Source organism: Mesorhizobium sp. WSM4983, assembly GCF_029625765.1.
Taxonomy (GTDB): Bacteria; Pseudomonadota; Alphaproteobacteria; order Rhizobiales; family Rhizobiaceae; genus Mesorhizobium.
The window spans coordinates 45,410-61,581 of the sequence record NZ_JARTVM010000010.1 but is presented as its reverse complement, the minus strand read 5'-3'; the positions used below and the strand labels follow the sequence as shown (position 1 = coordinate 61,581).

Sequence of the window (16,172 nt, the reverse complement as noted above, 5' to 3'; positions counted from 1 at the left end):
GGCGCGGAAGACCGTCGCGCCTACATCGCCTTGCTGAACCGCGGCGGCGTCGAGGCAGCTTCCGGTTGGACTTCCGGTTGGGTCTCGCCGTCAGACGCGGTTGCCGTCGTGGCGGGGTTGTTCTCGGAAGCGTTGGTATCGCCGTTGGCGGCAGCCTGAGCCGTGCCGTTGGGGGGCGTGGCCGCAGCCGTGCCGTTGGGAGGCGTGCCGGCGGGCGCGGTGCCGTTTGCCGGTGTCGCGGCCTCCTTGGCCGGGGCAGTCGCCGCGGGCGTCGCCGAGGCGCCGCCGACGATGCCGCCGCGAATGATCGTCGGCGGCTGCGCGTGCCTCTGTCCGGATTTCTCCGGGATCGCGGCCACTTTCTCATCGGTGACGGCTGGCACCGGCTCGCCGAGCGCCACAACTGACGGTGTAGCCTTGCCGGGCTCGATCGCGGCCAGCCTGACAATGGATGGCGTCGAGGTCGCCGCGCCGAGCACGACGATGGACGAAGCCTGTGCCAAGCCGCTCGTCGTCAGAAGACCGATAACGACCGCTCCTAGAGCAATTCCAGGAAAGAGACGTAACAGCTTTCCGTCCGCAATTGCATCAAAGCAAGGCATACGCATCACGACAGCTCTCCGAGCCCACCAACCGGAAATCCGCACCCTAGCGTCGGCGAATTGATGCCGGCTTGCGCGGAAACTTAACATTTTAGGGATTGATAAATCGCCAATGCCCGCCCTTGCCCCTGCTTCCACGCCGTATTACGGGACCGGCATGTTCAGGATCGGTGGTGAATTTGGCTGAGATACTTGGCGTCGGCGAGGCGATGGAAAGGGCGCTGGCGCTGCTCGAAGGCGGCGATGTTGTCGCCATCCCGACCGAGACCGTTTACGGACTGGCAGGTGACGCCACCAATGGGGCTGCCGTGGCGCGTATCTTCGAGGCCAAGGGGCGCCCGCGCTTCAACCCGCTGATCGCCCATGTCGCCGACCTCGCCATGGCAAACCGCATTGCTACATTCGATCTATTGTCAACAAAGCTGGCGGAAGCTTTCTGGCCCGGTCCGCTGACGCTGGTGTTGCCGCAGCGCGCGGAAAACGGCATCCATCCGCTCGTCACAGCCGGGCTTGACACGATCGCGCTGCGCATGCCGAGAGGCTTCGGCGGCGAGCTGATCGCGAGATTGGGCCGGCCGCTCGCGGCGCCGAGCGCCAATTCCTCCGGCAGGATCAGCGCCACGACGGCCGAGGCCGTGTCGGCCGATCTCGGCGGGAAGATCAAGCTGGTGGTCGACGGCGGCGCGACGCCCGTCGGCCTGGAATCGACCATCGTCAAGATCGAGGACGGCAAGCTGCGTCTGCTGCGACCCGGCGGCATCGCTGCCGGGGACATTGAAGAGGCGGCCGGCGCAAAGCTGATGCGCGGTGCTGCCGGAATCCAGGCGCCCGGCATGCTCGCCTCGCATTACGCGCCCGGCGCATTGATGCGGCTCAACGTCGGCAAGATCGCAAGCGGCGAGGCGCTGCTCGCCTTCGGCCGCGCTCGCGCTGAAGGCTGGCAGGATGCCGTGGCGCTGCGCAATCTTTCCGAGGCGGGGGATCTGCGGGAGGCCGCCGCCAATCTGTTCGCCTATATGCAGGCGCTCGACCGCAGCGGCGCGCCCACTATCGCCGTCGAGCCGATCCCGGCCGACGGCTTGGGCGAGGCGATCAACGACCGGCTCGCGCGCGCCGCCGCCCCGCGTGACAAGATCGACTGAGCCTATCTCTTTGTTTTGACGCAATTCCGGACGGAAAACCGCTTCACACTTTTCCTGGAATTGCTCTAGGTTTGGGCGCATGAACGACCAGCCCTTCGACCTCGATCCTGCCCTCATCGACCGCTTCGCTGCCATCGTCGGCGACAGATACGCGCTGCGCGATCAGGCTGACATCGCGCCATACATCACCGAACGGCGCGGCCTCTGGCATGGCCGGACACCGCTGGTGCTGAGGCCAGGCAGCGTCGAGGAAGTGAGCCGTATCATGCGGCTCGCGACCGAGACCGGCACGCCGGTCGTGCCGCAGAGCGGCAACACCGGGCTGGTCGGCGCCCAAGTGCCGGACAAGTCCGGCCGCGACATCGTGCTCTCGCTGTCGCGGCTGAACCGCATCCGCGAAATCGATGTCCTGTCGAACACCATCACCGCCGAGGCCGGCGTCATCCTGCAGACGCTCCAGGAAGCGGCCGACGCTGCCGACCGGCTGTTCCCGCTGTCGCTTGCAGCCCAAGGCTCCTGCCAGATCGGCGGCAATCTCTCTTCCAATGCCGGGGGCACCGGCGTGCTTGCCTATGGCAATGCGCGCGAGCTTTGCCTTGGCGTCGAAGTGGTGCTGCCGACCGGCGAAGTGTTCGACGATCTGCGCAAGCTGAAGAAGGACAACACCGGCTACGATCTGAAAAACCTCTTCGTCGGCGCCGAGGGCACCCTCGGCGTCATCACCGCCGCGGTGCTGAAGCTCTTTCCGAAGCCGAAGGGCAGGGAGGTTGCCTTCGCCGGCCTGTCGTCGCCCCAGGCAGCGCTCTCGCTGTTCAGCTTGGCGATGGATCGCGCCGGTGCTTCGCTCACGGCTTTCGAGCTGATCGCCAAACGGCCTTACGACTTCACGCTTAAGCATGGGCAAGGGATCACCCGACCGCTGGCCGATGACTGGCCGTGGTATGCCCTGATGCAGGTCTCTTCAGGTCGCTCGGAAGAAGATGGCAAGGCGCTGATCGAGGAGATTCTTTCGGCCGGCCTCGAGCAGGGCATCGTCGGCGATGCGGTGGTGTCGGCAAGTCTTGCCCAGGGCGACGCCTTCTGGAATTTCCGCGAGACGCTGCCCGAATGCCAGAAGCCGGAGGGCGCCTCGATCAAGCACGACATCTCGGTGCCGATCGCCTCGATCCCGGAGTTCATCGAAAAGGCGGCAGGCGTGGTCCAGACTGTCTGTCCCGGCGCCCGCGTCGTCTGCTTCGGCCACATGGGCGACGGCAATCTTCACTACAACATCTCTCGCCCGCTGGATTGGCAGGACGACCCGTTCCTTGAGCTCTACCACCCGATGAACAAGGCCGTGCACGATGTCGTGCGTTCCTTCCAAGGCTCGATCTCGGCCGAGCACGGCATCGGCCAATTGAAGCGCGACGAGCTGATCGCCACGGCCCCGCCAATGGCGATCGATCTGATGCGCCGGGTGAAGGCGGCCTTCGACCCGGCCGGCATCATGAATCCCGGTAAGGTTATCTAATTCTTCCAACATCTTGTGGCTGGTCGCATTCCGATAACCATCGGCTCCGATCAGCAAAATTTAACTGACTTTCTTAAGCGCGGCGGTAAGAAGCGAGCGCTAATGTTTCCCGCATAACGAGGCCGGAAAAACCGGCCCGGAGAGAACCGGAAAACGGCCCTCAGGAGAAACAGGAAGGCATTCGATGAACACTGGACTGAAGCCAGTCTGGGCGGGGCGCAACATGCGTCTCGACCCGTTTCGCCTGCCGCAGATGGTAAGCTATGCCACGCGCGACGACTATGGCGATGTAACCTTCACCATCGACCCGCGCGGCGCCGTCATTCGCCGCACGCTGGAGATGAGCGGCGTGCCGGCGATCATCGCGCTGCCCGCCAATGCCTTCCGTGGTGTCGCCGCCCGCGCCATGGAGGATCCGGACGGCAATGTCACCGTGACTTTGGAACTTCTGCACAATGATCCGATGCTGTCGGTGCCGCTTTTGGTCGCCGACGATCTCGACGACGTCGCCGCCGACTGGCGCGCCTGGGCCGACGCCTATCGCCTGCCGATGCTTCTGATCGAGGCCGACGGCGTCGCCCGCACGCTGGAGGAATCGCTGGGCGCCGCAATCAAAGCGCTGCCGCCGCAGGAACGCCGCCAGGGCCGTGTCTCCAACATGCGCCGCCCGCGCTTCCTCGCCCGCCGCAGGACCGGCAATCTCGGCCTGCGTCTCGCCGTCGGCGGTGAGGAGATTATCGCGCGCGAATAGCAGCGACCCTTCCCTTCTCCCCCCTGTGGGAGAAGGTGTCGCCGAAGGCGACGGATGAGGGGTTCTCCAGGAAACGCCGAGCTCTCACTCCGCTGAAACACCCTCAACCGTCTCGGCACTGCGCGCCGATCCACCCTCCCACGACAAGGGGAGAAGGAGAGGCGCTACACCAGCGGCTTCAGCACCACCCAAAACGCCCCGCCGATCAGCCCCAGAAAAATCAGCCAGCCGACCTGGTTGTTCGACTTGAACAGCTTCAGGCACTGATCGGGATCGTTGATGTCGAGCCGGATGATCTGGCGCGCCATATGCGCGCCGGCGGCAATCAGCCCGGCCAGCGCCGGCATCGGCACTTGAGCCGAGGCAAAGGCGATGGCGAAGCAGGCAAGCGTGCCGCCATAGAGCCCGATGAGCCAGGTCTTGGTGTTGTCGCCGAACAGGCGTGCCGTCGAGCGCACGCCGACGATGGCGTCGTCTTCCTTGTCCTGATGCGCGTAGATCGTGTCGTAGCCGATCACCCACAGGATCGAGCCGATATAGAGCATGATGGCGGGGCCATCGAGATCGCCGAACTCGACCGCCCAGCCCATCAGCGCGCCCCAGGAGAAGGCGAGCCCGAGCACGAATTGCGGCCAATTGGTGATGCGCTTCATGAACGGGTAGATCGCGACAATGGCCAGCGAGGCGATGCCGAGCGGAATGGCGAAGCTGTTGAACTGCAAAAGCACTGCGAGCCCGACCAGCGCCTGGATGATCAGAAACGCCCAGGCCTGGCGGCGCTTCACCTTGCTGGCCGGCAGCGGCCGCGAGCGGGTGCGCTCGACCTGGTTGTCGATGTCTTCGTCGACGATGTCGTTGTAGGTGCAGCCGGCGCCACGCATGGCGACGGCGCCGATGAAAAACAGGAACAGGTACCAGGGCGCGGGCAACAGCGTCAGCAGCGGATCCGTCGGCCGCGGATAGGCGCTGGCCGCAAGAGCCGCCGACCACCAGCAGGGCCACAAGAGCAGCTGCCAGCCGATCGGCCGGTCCCAGCGCGCAAGCTGCGCATAGGGCCACAGCCAGCGCGGCAGCACCCGGTAAACCCAATGGCCGCTCGGCGCGTCCGCGACGCGGCCCTGGGCTGCTTTCGACTGGATGGTTTCCATCGTGCTGGAGTGGCAGCAGCGATGGGCGCCGTCAAGCAGCCGCGTTGTCGCTCAGGCAGTGAAAACATCGTGACTGGCGAACCATGCTTTCGCTGTCTCGATGAAGGCGAGTGCCGCCTTCGATAGGCGCAGGCGCGCGTCGTGGGCGAGAACAATGCGCTGCATGGGAAGCACATCAAGCCCGTTGAGAAGTTGCGCGAGGACTGGTTCCCTGTCGTTTTCCGGAGCTGAGTCGACTTTGGATTGGGCCGGGCGGGATCGGTTTCCCATCGGCAAATTGCCTCATTGCGTCTTGATGTGGGCAATCTTCCCGTGTGCAATCGCCCCCCGAAACGCCAAGATGCCTTGACCCGTCGCCCTTGGACCAATAGCGGGTTCGGGGAGACGATCAGCAAGAGGTGGCCATGAACGTTCTTCTTCTCGGCTCCGGCGGCCGCGAACATGCGCTTGCCTGGAAGATCGCTGCGTCGCCGCTGCTGACGAAGCTCTATGCTTCGCCCGGCAATCCCGGCATCGGCCGTTTCGCCGAACTGGTCAAGCTGGACATCGCCGACCACTCCACTGTGGCCGCCTTCTGCCAGGAGAAGAAGATCGACCTCGTCGTGGTCGGTCCGGAAGGGCCGCTGGTGGCTGGCATTGCCGATGATTTGCGCGCCTGGGGCATCCGCGTCTTCGGCCCCTCCAAGGCGGCGGCGCGGCTCGAAGGCTCGAAGGGCTTTACCAAGGATCTTTGCGCCAAGTTCAACATCCCGACCGCAGCCTATGGCCGCTTCGGCGATCTCGCCGCGGCCAAGGCCTATGTCGAAAAGATGGGCGCGCCGATCGTCATCAAGGCTGACGGCCTTGCCGCCGGCAAGGGCGTCACCATCGCCATGAAGCTGGAGGAGGCGCTTGCCGCGCTCGACGCCTGTTTCGACGGCGCTTTTGGCTCCGCCGGCGCCGAGGTCGTCGTCGAGGAATATCTGACCGGCGAGGAGGCGAGCTTCTTCTGCCTCTGCGACGGCGCCACCGCGCTGCCCTTCGGCACCGCGCAGGACCATAAGCGCGTCGGCGACGGCGATACCGGTCCGAACACCGGCGGCATGGGCGCCTATTCGCCGGCGCCGGTGATGACGCCCGAGATGACCGAGCGCACCATGCGCGAGATCATCGAGCCGACGATGCGCGGCATGGCCAATCTCGGCGCGCCTTTCGCCGGCATCCTCTTCGCCGGTTTGATGATCACCGACCAAGGCCCCAAGCTGATCGAGTACAACACCCGCTTCGGCGATCCCGAATGCCAGGTGCTGATGATGCGGCTGAAGGACGACCTGCTCGTCCTGCTCAACGCTGCCGTCGACGGCCAGCTCGCGCATATGTCGGCGCGCTGGAGCGACGAGGCGGCACTGACCGTGGTGATGGCGGCGAGGGGCTATCCCGGCACGCCGGAAAAGGGCTCGGTGATCCGTGGTCTCGACGAGGCCGCCAGCGACGGCGCCGAAATCTTCCACGCGGGCACCGCCATCAACGGCGGCGCGCTCGTCGCCAATGGCGGCCGCGTGCTCAACGTCACGGCAACCGGCACCACCGTCGGGGAGGCACAGAGACGAGCTTACGCCGCGCTCGACCGCATCGACTGGCCGCAGGGTTTCTTCCGCCACGACATCGGCTGGCGCGCCGTCGAGCGCGAGCAGACCGGCAAATAGGACATTTCACCGTTTCACGGAAACGGCGAAATGTCGTGTCTCTTTGTTTTGACGCAATTTCGGACGGAAAACCGCTTCACACTTTTTCTGAAATTGCTCTAATCAGGCAGCCTTGCTTTTGCCCGGTCGCGCCCAGGCCGGCAACCAGTCGCCATGCGCTGCAAGCAGGTCGTCGACCAGCGACCAGATCTGATCGAGATCGAGCTCGGCCGCCGTGTGCGGGTCCATCATCGCCGCGTGGTAGATGTGCTCGCGGCTCTCGCTCATCAGCGCTCGCACCGTCAATTCCTGAACATTGATGTTGGTGCGGATCAGCGCCGTCAGCTGCGGCGGCAGCTCGCCGATATAGGTCGGCTGGATGCCGGAAGCATCGACCAGGCACGGCACTTCCGCCGCGCAGTCTAAAGGCAGCGAGGTGATGCAGCCATTGTTGCGGATATTGCCGTAGATGACCGACGGCTCGCCGGTCCACACCGAGTTCATGATCGAGGAGGCATATTCCTTTGACTGCTCGACCTCGATCCGGTCGGCCGAGCGGTAGGCCTCCGCCTGACCCTTCCAGCGTTCGATCTGCTCGATGCACCGCTTCGGATATTCGTCAAGCGGGATGCCGTATTTCTCGATCAGGTCGGGGCGACCTTCCTTGATGAAATAGGGCGTGTATTCGGCGAAATGCTCCGAGCTTTCGGTGACGAAATAGCCGAGCCGGGTCAGCATCTCGTAGCGCACCTTGTTGGGGCAGCGCGGGTTCCAGCCGGGCTTCGGCGCGCGGCCTTCGCGATAGGCGCGGACAAGGTCGGGATAGAGGTCGCGGTAGGAGCCGTCCGGCTGGCGATGCTCGAACTTGAGGTAAAACGCCATGTGGTTGATGCCAGCTGCGCGGTAGCGGATCTCCTCATAGGGAAGGTCGAGGTCGTGCGCCAGCTCCATCGCCGTGCCCTGCACCGAATGGCAGAGCCCAACCTGTTTGATCTGGGGGAATTTCGCGGCGATCGCCCAGGTGTTGATCGCCATTGGGTTGACGTATTGCAGCATGATCGCGTCGGGGCAGACGGCGAGCATGTCCTCGCAGATCCTCCACAGATGCGGCACCGTCCTCAGGCCCCGCATGATGCCGCCGACGCCCAGCGTGTCGGCGATCGTCTGGCGCAGGCCATATCTCTTGGGCACCTCGAAGTCGGTGACGGTGCAGGGCTCGTAACCGCCGATCTGGAAGGCGACGACGACGAAATCGGCACCGGACAGCGCCTTGCGTTGGTCGGAATAGGTCTCGGCCTTCGCCTTCACGCCGAGGGTCGCGATCAGCTTGTTGACGACGATGGCGCTCTCTTCCAGCCGCTGCGGGTTGATGTCCATCAAAGCGATCGTCGCGCCCGACAGCGCCGGGCGCTGCAGCACGTCGCCGACAATGTTCTTCATGAACACCGTCGAGCCGGCGCCGATGAAGGTGATCCTGGGATTTCTTGCCACTGTGAGCCTCCGGAATATGGTCACGCCACGTCGAAAGCGGCCCGGACGAGCCGTTCGGTGTAGGCGGTCTTGGGACTGGTGAGGACCTCGTCTACGGGCCCCTGTTCGACGATCTTGCCGTGCTGCATGACGATCACGCGGTGGCAGAGCGCCCGCACCACCTTGAGGTCGTGCGAGATGAAGAGATAGCTCAAGCCGCGCTCGTCCTGCAGCTTGCGCAGCAGGTCGATGATCTGCGCCTGGACGGAAAGATCGAGCGCCGATGTCGGCTCGTCGAGCAGGATGAATTCCGGCTCCAGTGCGATGGCCCGCGCGATCGCGATGCGCTGCCGCTGGCCGCCCGAAAATTCGTGCGGAAACCGCGACAGGATATCGCCGGGCATGCCGGCGCTGACCAGCGCCTCACGCACCCGCTCGATCCGCTCGCGCCGTGTGGCCCCGATCCTGTTCACGACCAGGCCTTCCTCGATGATCTGGCCGATCGTCATGCGCGGGTTGAGCGAGGAGAACGGATCCTGGAAGACGATCTGCATGCGCGAGCGCAGCGGCCGCATCTCGGCGCGCGTGAGATCCTGGATCGGCTGGCCGTCGAAACGGATCTCGCCGCGCCTGGCGTCGACCAGCCGAAGCAGCGCCTGGCCGAAAGTGGTCTTGCCGGAACCGGATTCGCCGACCAGGCCCAGCGTCTCGTGACGGCAAAGTTTGAGGTCGAGATCGTCGACCGCGACCAGCTCGCGCCAGTCCGGCTTCAGGAACGTACCGTGCCGCAGCGTGAAACAGACGCGCACGCCGTTCGCCTCGAGGATCGTGCTGGACTTTTCGGGCAGCGGCTTCGGCCGGCCGTGTGGTTCGGATGCGAGCAGCCGCTTTGTGTAGGGATGCTGCGGATCGGCGAAGAGCCGCTCGGTGACGTTATGCTCGCGCATCTCGCCATGCTGCATGACATAGACATAGTCGGAGAATTTGCGCACGACGGCAAGATCGTGCGTGATCAGAACCACCGCCATCCGCATTTCTTTCTGCAGATTGCGGATCAGGTTGAGGATCTGCGCCTGGACGGTGACGTCGAGCGCGGTGGTCGGCTCGTCGGCGATCAGTACATCGGGCTCGTTGGCCAAGGCCATGGCGATCATGACGCGCTGCCGCTGGCCGCCGGAGAGCTGGTGCGGATACTGCTTGAGGCGTGCTTCGGGTTCGGGAATCTGGACATGCCGCAAAAGCTCGAGCGCTCGCGCCCAGGCCTCTTTGCGGCTCACCTTGCGGTGCACCCTGATCGCTTCGACGATCTGGCTGCCGACCGAATAGATCGGGTTGAGCGAGCTCATCGGCTCCTGGAAGATCATCGAGATGCGGTTGCCGCGCAGCTTGCGCCGGGCGCTCTCGGCGAATTTCAGAATGTTGTGTCCGAGATAGTCGACGCTTGACGTCGGCGATACCGTTGCCCGCCGCGACAAAAGCCCCATGACGGTGCGCGCCGTCACCGATTTGCCGGAACCGGATTCGCCGACGATCGCGATCGTCTCGCCGCGATAGAGCTGGAACGAGATGTCCTTCACCGCCTCGACGATGCCGTGCTCGACCTTGAAGGCGACTTCGATGTTGCGGGCGTCGATGACCGGCTGGTCGTGGCGTCCGTCATGGTCGAGCCGGACGGCGGGAGCGAAGGATTGGGCAAGCGCGATCGTCGTCATTCCTGCCACCTCAATAGGGATCGACGGCATCGCGCAGGCCGTCGCCCAACGCGTTGAAGGCAAAGACCGTGATCAGCACGAAGCCGACCGGCGACAGAATCCACGGATAGGTGCCGATGACCGAATAGGTCGCGGTGTCCTGCAGCATCAGGCCCCACGAGATCAGCGGCGGCTTCACCGCGAAGCCGAGGAAGCCGAGGAAGGATTCCAGAAGCACCACCGTTGGGATCGCCAGCGTCACGGCGACGATCACATGGCTCATCACATTGGGAAAGATGTGCTGGATGATGATCCGCCGATCGGTGGCGCCCACCGCCATGGCCGCGCGCACATAGTCGATGCGCGCCAGCGCCAGCGTCTTGCCGCGTACCTCGCGCGACATCTGCGCCCAGCCAAGCGCCGACATGACGATGATGACGAAGGCGAGAAAGACATTGGTCGGCGCGGTGACCGGGATCAGCGTCGTCAGCGCCAGGTAAAGCGGCAGTTGCGGGAAGGCGAGCACCAGTTCGACGAAGCGCTGCATCCAGACATCGAACCGGCCGCCGAAATAGCCGGACACCATGCCGACACTGGTTCCGATCAGGGTGATGATGAAGACCACCGTCAGCGCGATCATCAGTGAGACGCGCGAACCATGGATGGCGCGCGACAGCACATCACGGCCGAACTTGTCGGTGCCGAGGAAATGCACCGGCTGGCCGTCCATCGAGCCGAAGAAATGCCGGTTCGCCGGGATGAGGCCGAAGAGTTTGTAGGGCGCGCCCTCGACGAAGAAGCCGAGCAGTCGTGGATGATCGTAATCGGGGCCGACGATCGGCTGGAAGGTCACGGGGTCGAGGTCGGTCGATTCGGCCAGCGCGTAAATTCTTGGCCGCGCGACGAAGTTGCCGTCCTTGTCGTGAAAGCTAGCCATCTGCGGCGGCGCGAAGGCGATATCGGTCGCTTTCGGGTCGAGAGGCGCGAGGAATTCCGCGAAAAGGGTCATGAGAAGCAGCAGCACCACCAGGCACAGCCCGGCCATGCCGGTCCAGGAGCGCTGCAGCCGTCGCCAGACAAGCGCGATGTAGCTCTCGTTGCCATGCGCGGCCGAAATCGCGGCTCCTTCGGCGGGTGGCGGGGGTGAGGGATCGCGGGCCAGCATCTAGTGCTCCCCAAACTGGCGCACGCGGGGGTCGAGCAGGACCAGCAGCATGTCGGCGATGATGTTGCCGACGATCAGCGTCGCCGACAGAACCATCATGAAGGTTGCCGTCACATAGACGTCGCCCACCGCCATCGAGCCCACGATCGCCGGCCCGACGGTCGGCAGCGCGAAGATGATCGCCGTCTCGATCTCGCCGGTCAGCATGTAGGGCAGCACCACGCCTTGATACATGACCAATGGATGCAGCGCGTTGGGCACGGCATGGCGCATCACGACGGCGCCGCCGGTCAGGCCCTTTGCCTTCGCCGTCTCGACATATTGCGCGTTGAGCGTGTCGAGCAGGTTGCCGCGCATGACGCGCATATTGTAGGCAAGGCCGCCAAAGGTCGCGATCGCCACCACCGGCCAGACATGCTTGACCAGGTCGAGGAATTTCGCCCACGACCATGGCGCGCCGCCATATTGCGGCGAGAAGAAGCTGCCGATCTCCGACACGTTGAACTGGAAGACCAGCAGGTAGACGATGATCAGCGCCATCAGGAAGCGCGGCACCGTCATGCCGAGGAAGGAGATGGCCGAGAGCGTCGAGTCGATCCAGGAATACTGGCGGGTCGCCGCCCAAATGCCGAGGCTTATGCCCAGCACCGAGGCGAGCAGGTGGCAGACCAGCGCCAGGAGCAGCGTGCGCGGCAGGCGCTCGCCGACCACGTCCGCCACCGGCCTGTTGTAGTAGAGGCTGTAGCCGAAATCGCCGCGCGTGACGATGCCGCCGATCCAGTTGAGATACTGAACGGGCAGCGGCTTATCGAGGCCGTGTTCTTTCCCGTAGGCCTGGGCCTGTGCATCCGCCTCGGCATAGGAGGCGCCGCCCTGGTTGATGAGCTGCGATTTGATGTAGTCGGCATAGTCGCCCGGCGGCGCCTGGATGATGGCGAAGGTGACCAGGCTCAAGATGGCGAGCACGGGAAGCGCCGACGCTATGCGCATGAGCAGGAATCGCAACATGGATGGTCGGCTTCCTTTGCTGGCCGGTCGCGCCTTGGGCGCACCGGAGATTTGGCTTTGTCCGGCCGCGCCAGCTGGCGCGACCGGAGTTCTCTTCGTCAGGGAGGTTAACTAGTTCATCGGCCCCTTGTCTCCGGGCTTGCCGGGAAGCTCGTCGGGGAAGAGCTCATATTTCGCCTGTTTGTCAGCTGCGACGAAGACGCGTTCGCGGATGATCGAATCCTCGGCCCAGTTGAACATGAAGATCGGCGTTCCCTGCGGGATGTTGGAGAAGCGCTTGTTGACGATCAGCGCGCCGGGATATTCCGTCAGCCCGACATTGTAGACGTGCTCGGTCGAGATCTTCTGGAACTTCTTCATCAGGTCGGCGCGCTGGTCGTTGTCCTGCGTCGTGACGAACTTGTTCACGATGTCGACGAGGTCCTTCTCGAACGGCATCAGATCGACTTCGCCGCTTTCAGGCGCGCGATGGTTCCAACTGGTCTTGGGACCGACCGGAGCGAGTTGCTCCGTGTTCTGCACAACGGAGGTGAGCTCCTGGTCATTGCGCCGGATCAGCCAGTCGAAGCGGCCGGAATACTGGATCGCGTCGCGCTGCGTGCCGTTGACCCCGTTGAGCACGACCCTCAGCCCAAGCTTCTCCATCTGCGCCACGACGCCCTCGGCAAGGCTCTTGTCGGTGGTGTAGTCATTGTTGACCAGCATCACGATCTCGACATTCTTGCCGCCGGCGGTGCCCGCCGGGAAGTTCACGAAGCCGTCGCCGTCGGTATCCTTGAGACCGGCCTTGGCGAGCTCGGCCTTGGCCCCTTGGAGATCGAACGGGTAATAAACCGTCGACTTGCGGTCATAGAAGCTGGTGCCGGAGGAGAAGCCGCCGGGATAGATGGCGGTGAACGGTCCCTTGACCAGCGAGTCGCCGAGCGCCTTGCGGTCGATCGCCATGGTCACGGCCTTGCGGAAATCCTCGTCGCGGTTCAATTCGCGGATCGCTTGGCCTCGCTCGTCCGGGTTGCCCCAGCCATTGGCGGAAAAATTCATACGCAGATTGTAGCCGATGAGCCGCGGACCGAAGGCAAGCCGTGCCGGCGCGTTCTTGTCAGCCGCGCGCTTCAGCGAGGCGACGAAGTTCTCGGGCTGCTCGAGATTGGAGAAGTCGCCCGAGCCTGCGACGGCCTGGACGTCGCGATCTGCCCAGGTCGAGAGCTTGTATTGCAGCTCGTTGAGATATGGCAGTTGGTTGCCCTTCTCGTCGACCTTCCAGTAGTAAGGATTGCGCCGCATGACGATGATGTCGTCCGGGCGGTATTCGACCGGCACCCAGGCGCCCATCACCGGCATGTTCATGTATTCGGGCGGGAAGGCGTTCTTGAACTGGTCGTAGGTGTTCTTCGAATATTTCGGATGCTGCGGCTTCAAAATGTGCGCCGGGCCGGGGCAGAAGGTGCCGTAGGCCATTGCGTAGAGATATTGCCTCGGAAACGCTTCCTTGAACGTCCATTCGACGGTGTAGTCGTCGATCTTCTTGAGCGTCGTGCCGACGCCGAAGGTTTCGGGCGTCGCCCCGTTGAGCGGCGACACGTTGGGGTCGACGACCTCGTCGTCCCAGTAGAACATGACGTCGTCGGCGTTGAAGGGCACGCCGTCCGACCATTTGGCGCCTTCGACGAGATGCATGGTGAGCTTGTGGCCGTCTTTCGACCATTCCCAGCTCTTGGCGAGGTTCGGCAGCGGCTCGGTGTCCTCGGCGTCGACCTGGAACAGCGGCGCGGTGCGTGTCAGGCATTCGGAAAGCGCGATGTCGATGCCGCCCCAGCCTTGCGTCTGGCCGGCACCGTAGTTCCAGCCTTCCGGCCTGCCGCCGATGACATGGCGCATCGTGTCACCATAGACGCCGATGCCGTCCGGCATGTTGGCGGTCTTGAAGACCAGCGGTTCCTTGGGCAGCCTGTCCTTGAGCGGCGGCAGCTTGCCGGTCTTGACGTATTTCTGCGTCACCCAGTCCGGCTCGTGGTAGTCGGGCAGCGCCTTGAACTCCAGGATGGAGTCGCGCGCCACATAATGGATCTTGCCCTCGGCCGGGAATGTCGCCGGCTCGGGCGGGATCGTCGGTTCAGAAGCGAAAGCGGTGAGCACCGGAATAGAAACGCCGAGCGCCAGTCCGGCGGCAATGCCAATTCTATGTAAGTTTCTCATTGTCTCCTCCCAGATGTTTTGAACGTCTGCTGCTTGCCCGCCGCTTGATCTTTATTTTGGGGGCCGTTTTCGGCTGATCTGCCTCCTGCAGGTCCGCCTGCCCGAAATCTCAGCCGGCCTGTTTCAGTCCCGCCTTTTCGGCGCGCAGTTCCTCGATCGAGCGCACGTTGCGCCGCGCCGCGCCCGCCCATTCGCGGGTCTTGACCTTCGACTTCGCAAGCCGCTCCTTTGCCGCCGGCACAGCATCGGCATATTGCGGCAGCCAGGCGGCCTGGGCGACGACCATCTCGTCCACCATCTGCCAGACCTCCTCCGGCGTCGACACCGCGCCGACCAGCGGATCGTGCAGCATGGCGAGCTTCAAGAGATCGATGTCGCCGGCGATCGCGGCATGCACCGACATGCGCTGGACGTTGATCGATGACATGCACGTGGCGGCGCATGCCTCCGGCAGTGTGATGCCGGCGGCCATGTTGATGCCGAAGCGATCGACGAAGCCGGGCGACTCGATGATGGCGTCCTGCGGCAGGTTGGTGATCACGCCGTTGTTCTTGACGTTGAAATGGCCGCGGTAGACGCGGTTTGTTTCCAGCGCCTCGAGGATGTGGCTGGCATGCTCGTTGGAGCGTTTGGCCGGGTCGATCGGCTTCGAAGCCGCTTCGAGGAACTGCGGATACTCGGTCTCGAACCAATTGCGGGTCTCGGTCGAGTAGCGCAGATAGCCGCCCGTTTCGCCATGGATCCAGTCCGACATGTCGATCCAGCGTGTGATCTCGTCGGGGCGTTTGCGGTACCACGGCAGGTATTCGGACAGATGCCCGTTGCTTTCGGTCGAATAGACGCCGAAGCGCTTCAGCACGTCGATGCGCAGCTTCTCCTGCTTCGAATAGACCGGGTGCGCTTCGAAGGCGGCGACCAACTCGTCCTTGCCGATCGCGCGGCCGTTCAGTCTGAGCTCGATGAACCAGGTTTGGTGGTTGATGCCGGAGCAGACATAGTCGAGCTCCCTGGGCGATTTCGCGCCGAGCACCTCGGCGATCTGTTCGGCGCCGTGCTGCACGCCGTGGCAGAGCCCGACCGTGTCAACCTTGCCGTATTCGATCGCGGCCCAGGTGTTCATCGCCATCGGGTTGGCGTAGTTCAGGAACTTGGCGTCGGTCTCGGCTACCTCGCGGATGTCCTTGCAGAAGTCGAGGATCACCGGGATGTTGCGCTGGCCGTAGAGGATGCCGCCGGCGCAGATCGTGTCGCCGACGCATTGGTCGATGCCGTATTTCAGCGGGATGCGGATGTCGTCGGCATAGGCTTCGAGACCGCCGACGCGCACGCAGCTGATGATGTAGCGCGCGCCTTCCAGCGCCTTGCGGCGGTCGGTCGTCGCCGTCACTTTGGTCGGCAGCCCGTTTGCTTCCACGATCCGATCGAGGATCGCCTGGATCATCCCGAGATTGTGCTCGCTGATGTCGGTCAGCGCGAATTCGATGTCCTTGAATTCGGGCACGCAGAGAATGTCGGTGAACAGCTTCTTGGTGAAGCCGACGCTGCCGGCGCCAATAATAGCGATTTTGAAGCTCATCACCTTCACCTCGATCCAATCGAATGTTAGGCAAGGAGCAGCAAGGGAGGATATGGCCGCGCGCCGGCAGGCGCGCTCGCCATGTGGAGCCGGAAATCCAGCTCTTTCTCCTCCCGCCCGCTCCTCGACCGCGGGTCTTTCCCGTTCTTGAGTGAGCCGGATTATGCGCTTATTCGCCAGCGCGGCCAGAGAAGGATTATGCTTTCGAGGGTAATTTTGTGCTGCAGGATCTGATCGCCAATGGAAAGC

General features: G+C 63.8%; 12 protein-coding genes. 4 read left to right on the top strand and 8 right to left on the bottom strand.

Annotated features, from left to right (window positions below; genetic code table 11):
• Positions 1 to 20: 20 nt before the first annotated feature.
• A complete protein-coding gene (locus tag P9254_RS23025) occupies positions 21 to 503 on the bottom strand; it encodes a hypothetical protein (RefSeq protein WP_127241105.1) in 483 nt (160 codons plus the stop codon).
• Between the two features lie 278 nt (positions 504 to 781).
• Here P9254_RS23025 and P9254_RS23020 point away from each other — a divergent pair, with 278 nt between their 5' ends.
• The 3 genes from P9254_RS23020 (at position 782) to P9254_RS23010 (ending at position 4,005) form a co-directional block, all read left to right on the top strand.
• Positions 782 to 1,744 carry an L-threonylcarbamoyladenylate synthase gene (locus P9254_RS23020; RefSeq protein ID WP_278057147.1) on the top strand — a complete coding sequence of 321 codons (963 nt, stop codon included), beginning with the start codon at positions 782 to 784 and terminating at the stop codon, positions 1,742 to 1,744.
• 79 nt (positions 1,745 to 1,823) lie between these two features.
• Complete coding sequence (locus P9254_RS23015) at positions 1,824 to 3,254, top strand: FAD-binding oxidoreductase (RefSeq protein WP_278057146.1); 1,431 nt, start codon at positions 1,824 to 1,826, stop codon at positions 3,252 to 3,254.
• Between the two features lie 184 nt (positions 3,255 to 3,438).
• Entirely contained in the window at positions 3,439 to 4,005 is a 567-nt protein-coding gene (locus P9254_RS23010) for a DUF6101 family protein (protein WP_278057145.1), read from the top strand.
• Positions 4,006 to 4,169: 164 nt separating this feature from the next.
• On the opposite strand, the gene ubiA is transcribed toward P9254_RS23010, so the two are convergent.
• The gene (gene ubiA / locus P9254_RS23005; protein WP_278057144.1) at positions 4,170 to 5,153 is read right to left on the bottom strand and encodes a 4-hydroxybenzoate octaprenyltransferase; all 984 of its coding nucleotides are present in this window, start codon (positions 5,151 to 5,153) and stop codon (positions 4,170 to 4,172) included.
• 404 nt (positions 5,154 to 5,557) lie between these two features.
• Here ubiA and purD point away from each other — a divergent pair, with 404 nt between their 5' ends.
• A complete protein-coding gene (gene purD / locus P9254_RS23000) occupies positions 5,558 to 6,838 on the top strand; it encodes a phosphoribosylamine--glycine ligase (protein ID WP_278057143.1) in 1,281 nt (426 codons plus the stop codon).
• Between the two features lie 102 nt (positions 6,839 to 6,940).
• On the opposite strand, the gene P9254_RS22995 is transcribed toward purD, so the two are convergent.
• The 6 genes from P9254_RS22995 to P9254_RS22970 form a co-directional block, all read right to left on the bottom strand.
• A complete protein-coding gene (locus tag P9254_RS22995) occupies positions 6,941 to 8,308 on the bottom strand; it encodes an alpha-glucosidase/alpha-galactosidase (RefSeq protein WP_095823822.1) in 1,368 nt (455 codons plus the stop codon).
• 20 nt (positions 8,309 to 8,328) lie between these two features.
• Entirely contained in the window at positions 8,329 to 9,999 is a 1,671-nt protein-coding gene (locus P9254_RS22990; RefSeq protein WP_278057142.1) for an ABC transporter ATP-binding protein, read from the bottom strand.
• A gap of 10 nt (positions 10,000 to 10,009) precedes the next feature.
• Positions 10,010 to 11,143 carry an ABC transporter permease gene (locus P9254_RS22985; protein ID WP_127216578.1) on the bottom strand — a complete coding sequence of 378 codons (1,134 nt, stop codon included), beginning with the start codon at positions 11,141 to 11,143 and terminating at the stop codon, positions 10,010 to 10,012.
• Positions 11,144 to 12,151 (bottom strand): ABC transporter permease, encoded by a 1,008-nt coding sequence (locus P9254_RS22980; protein WP_278057141.1) that lies wholly within the window; start codon positions 12,149 to 12,151, stop codon positions 11,144 to 11,146.
• Positions 12,152 to 12,262: 111 nt separating this feature from the next.
• Positions 12,263 to 14,347: an ABC transporter substrate-binding protein gene (locus P9254_RS22975; RefSeq protein ID WP_278057140.1), complete on the bottom strand. Its 2,085-nt coding sequence runs from the start codon at positions 14,345 to 14,347 to the stop codon at positions 12,263 to 12,265.
• A gap of 109 nt (positions 14,348 to 14,456) precedes the next feature.
• Positions 14,457 to 15,923: an alpha-glucosidase/alpha-galactosidase gene (locus P9254_RS22970; RefSeq protein WP_127246428.1), complete on the bottom strand. Its 1,467-nt coding sequence runs from the start codon at positions 15,921 to 15,923 to the stop codon at positions 14,457 to 14,459.
• Positions 15,924 to 16,172 lie beyond the last annotated feature (249 nt).

Coding starts and splice junctions, on each gene's coding strand:
- P9254_RS23015 (WP_278057146.1), top strand. CDS start 1,824: ATGAACGACCAGCCCTTCGACCTCGATCCTGCCCTCATCGACCGCTTC.
- P9254_RS23010 (WP_278057145.1), top strand. CDS start 3,439: ATGAACACTGGACTGAAGCCAGTCTGGGCGGGGCGCAACATGCGTCTC.
- ubiA (WP_278057144.1), bottom strand. CDS start 5,153: ATGGAAACCATCCAGTCGAAAGCAGCCCAGGGCCGCGTCGCGGACGCG.
- purD (WP_278057143.1), top strand. CDS start 5,558: ATGAACGTTCTTCTTCTCGGCTCCGGCGGCCGCGAACATGCGCTTGCC.
- P9254_RS22990 (WP_278057142.1), bottom strand. CDS start 9,999: ATGACGACGATCGCGCTTGCCCAATCCTTCGCTCCCGCCGTCCGGCTC.
- P9254_RS22985 (WP_127216578.1), bottom strand. CDS start 11,143: ATGCTGGCCCGCGATCCCTCACCCCCGCCACCCGCCGAAGGAGCCGCG.
- P9254_RS22980 (WP_278057141.1), bottom strand. CDS start 12,151: ATGTTGCGATTCCTGCTCATGCGCATAGCGTCGGCGCTTCCCGTGCTC.
- P9254_RS22975 (WP_278057140.1), bottom strand. CDS start 14,347: ATGAGAAACTTACATAGAATTGGCATTGCCGCCGGACTGGCGCTCGGC.
- P9254_RS22970 (WP_127246428.1), bottom strand. CDS start 15,923: ATGAGCTTCAAAATCGCTATTATTGGCGCCGGCAGCGTCGGCTTCACC.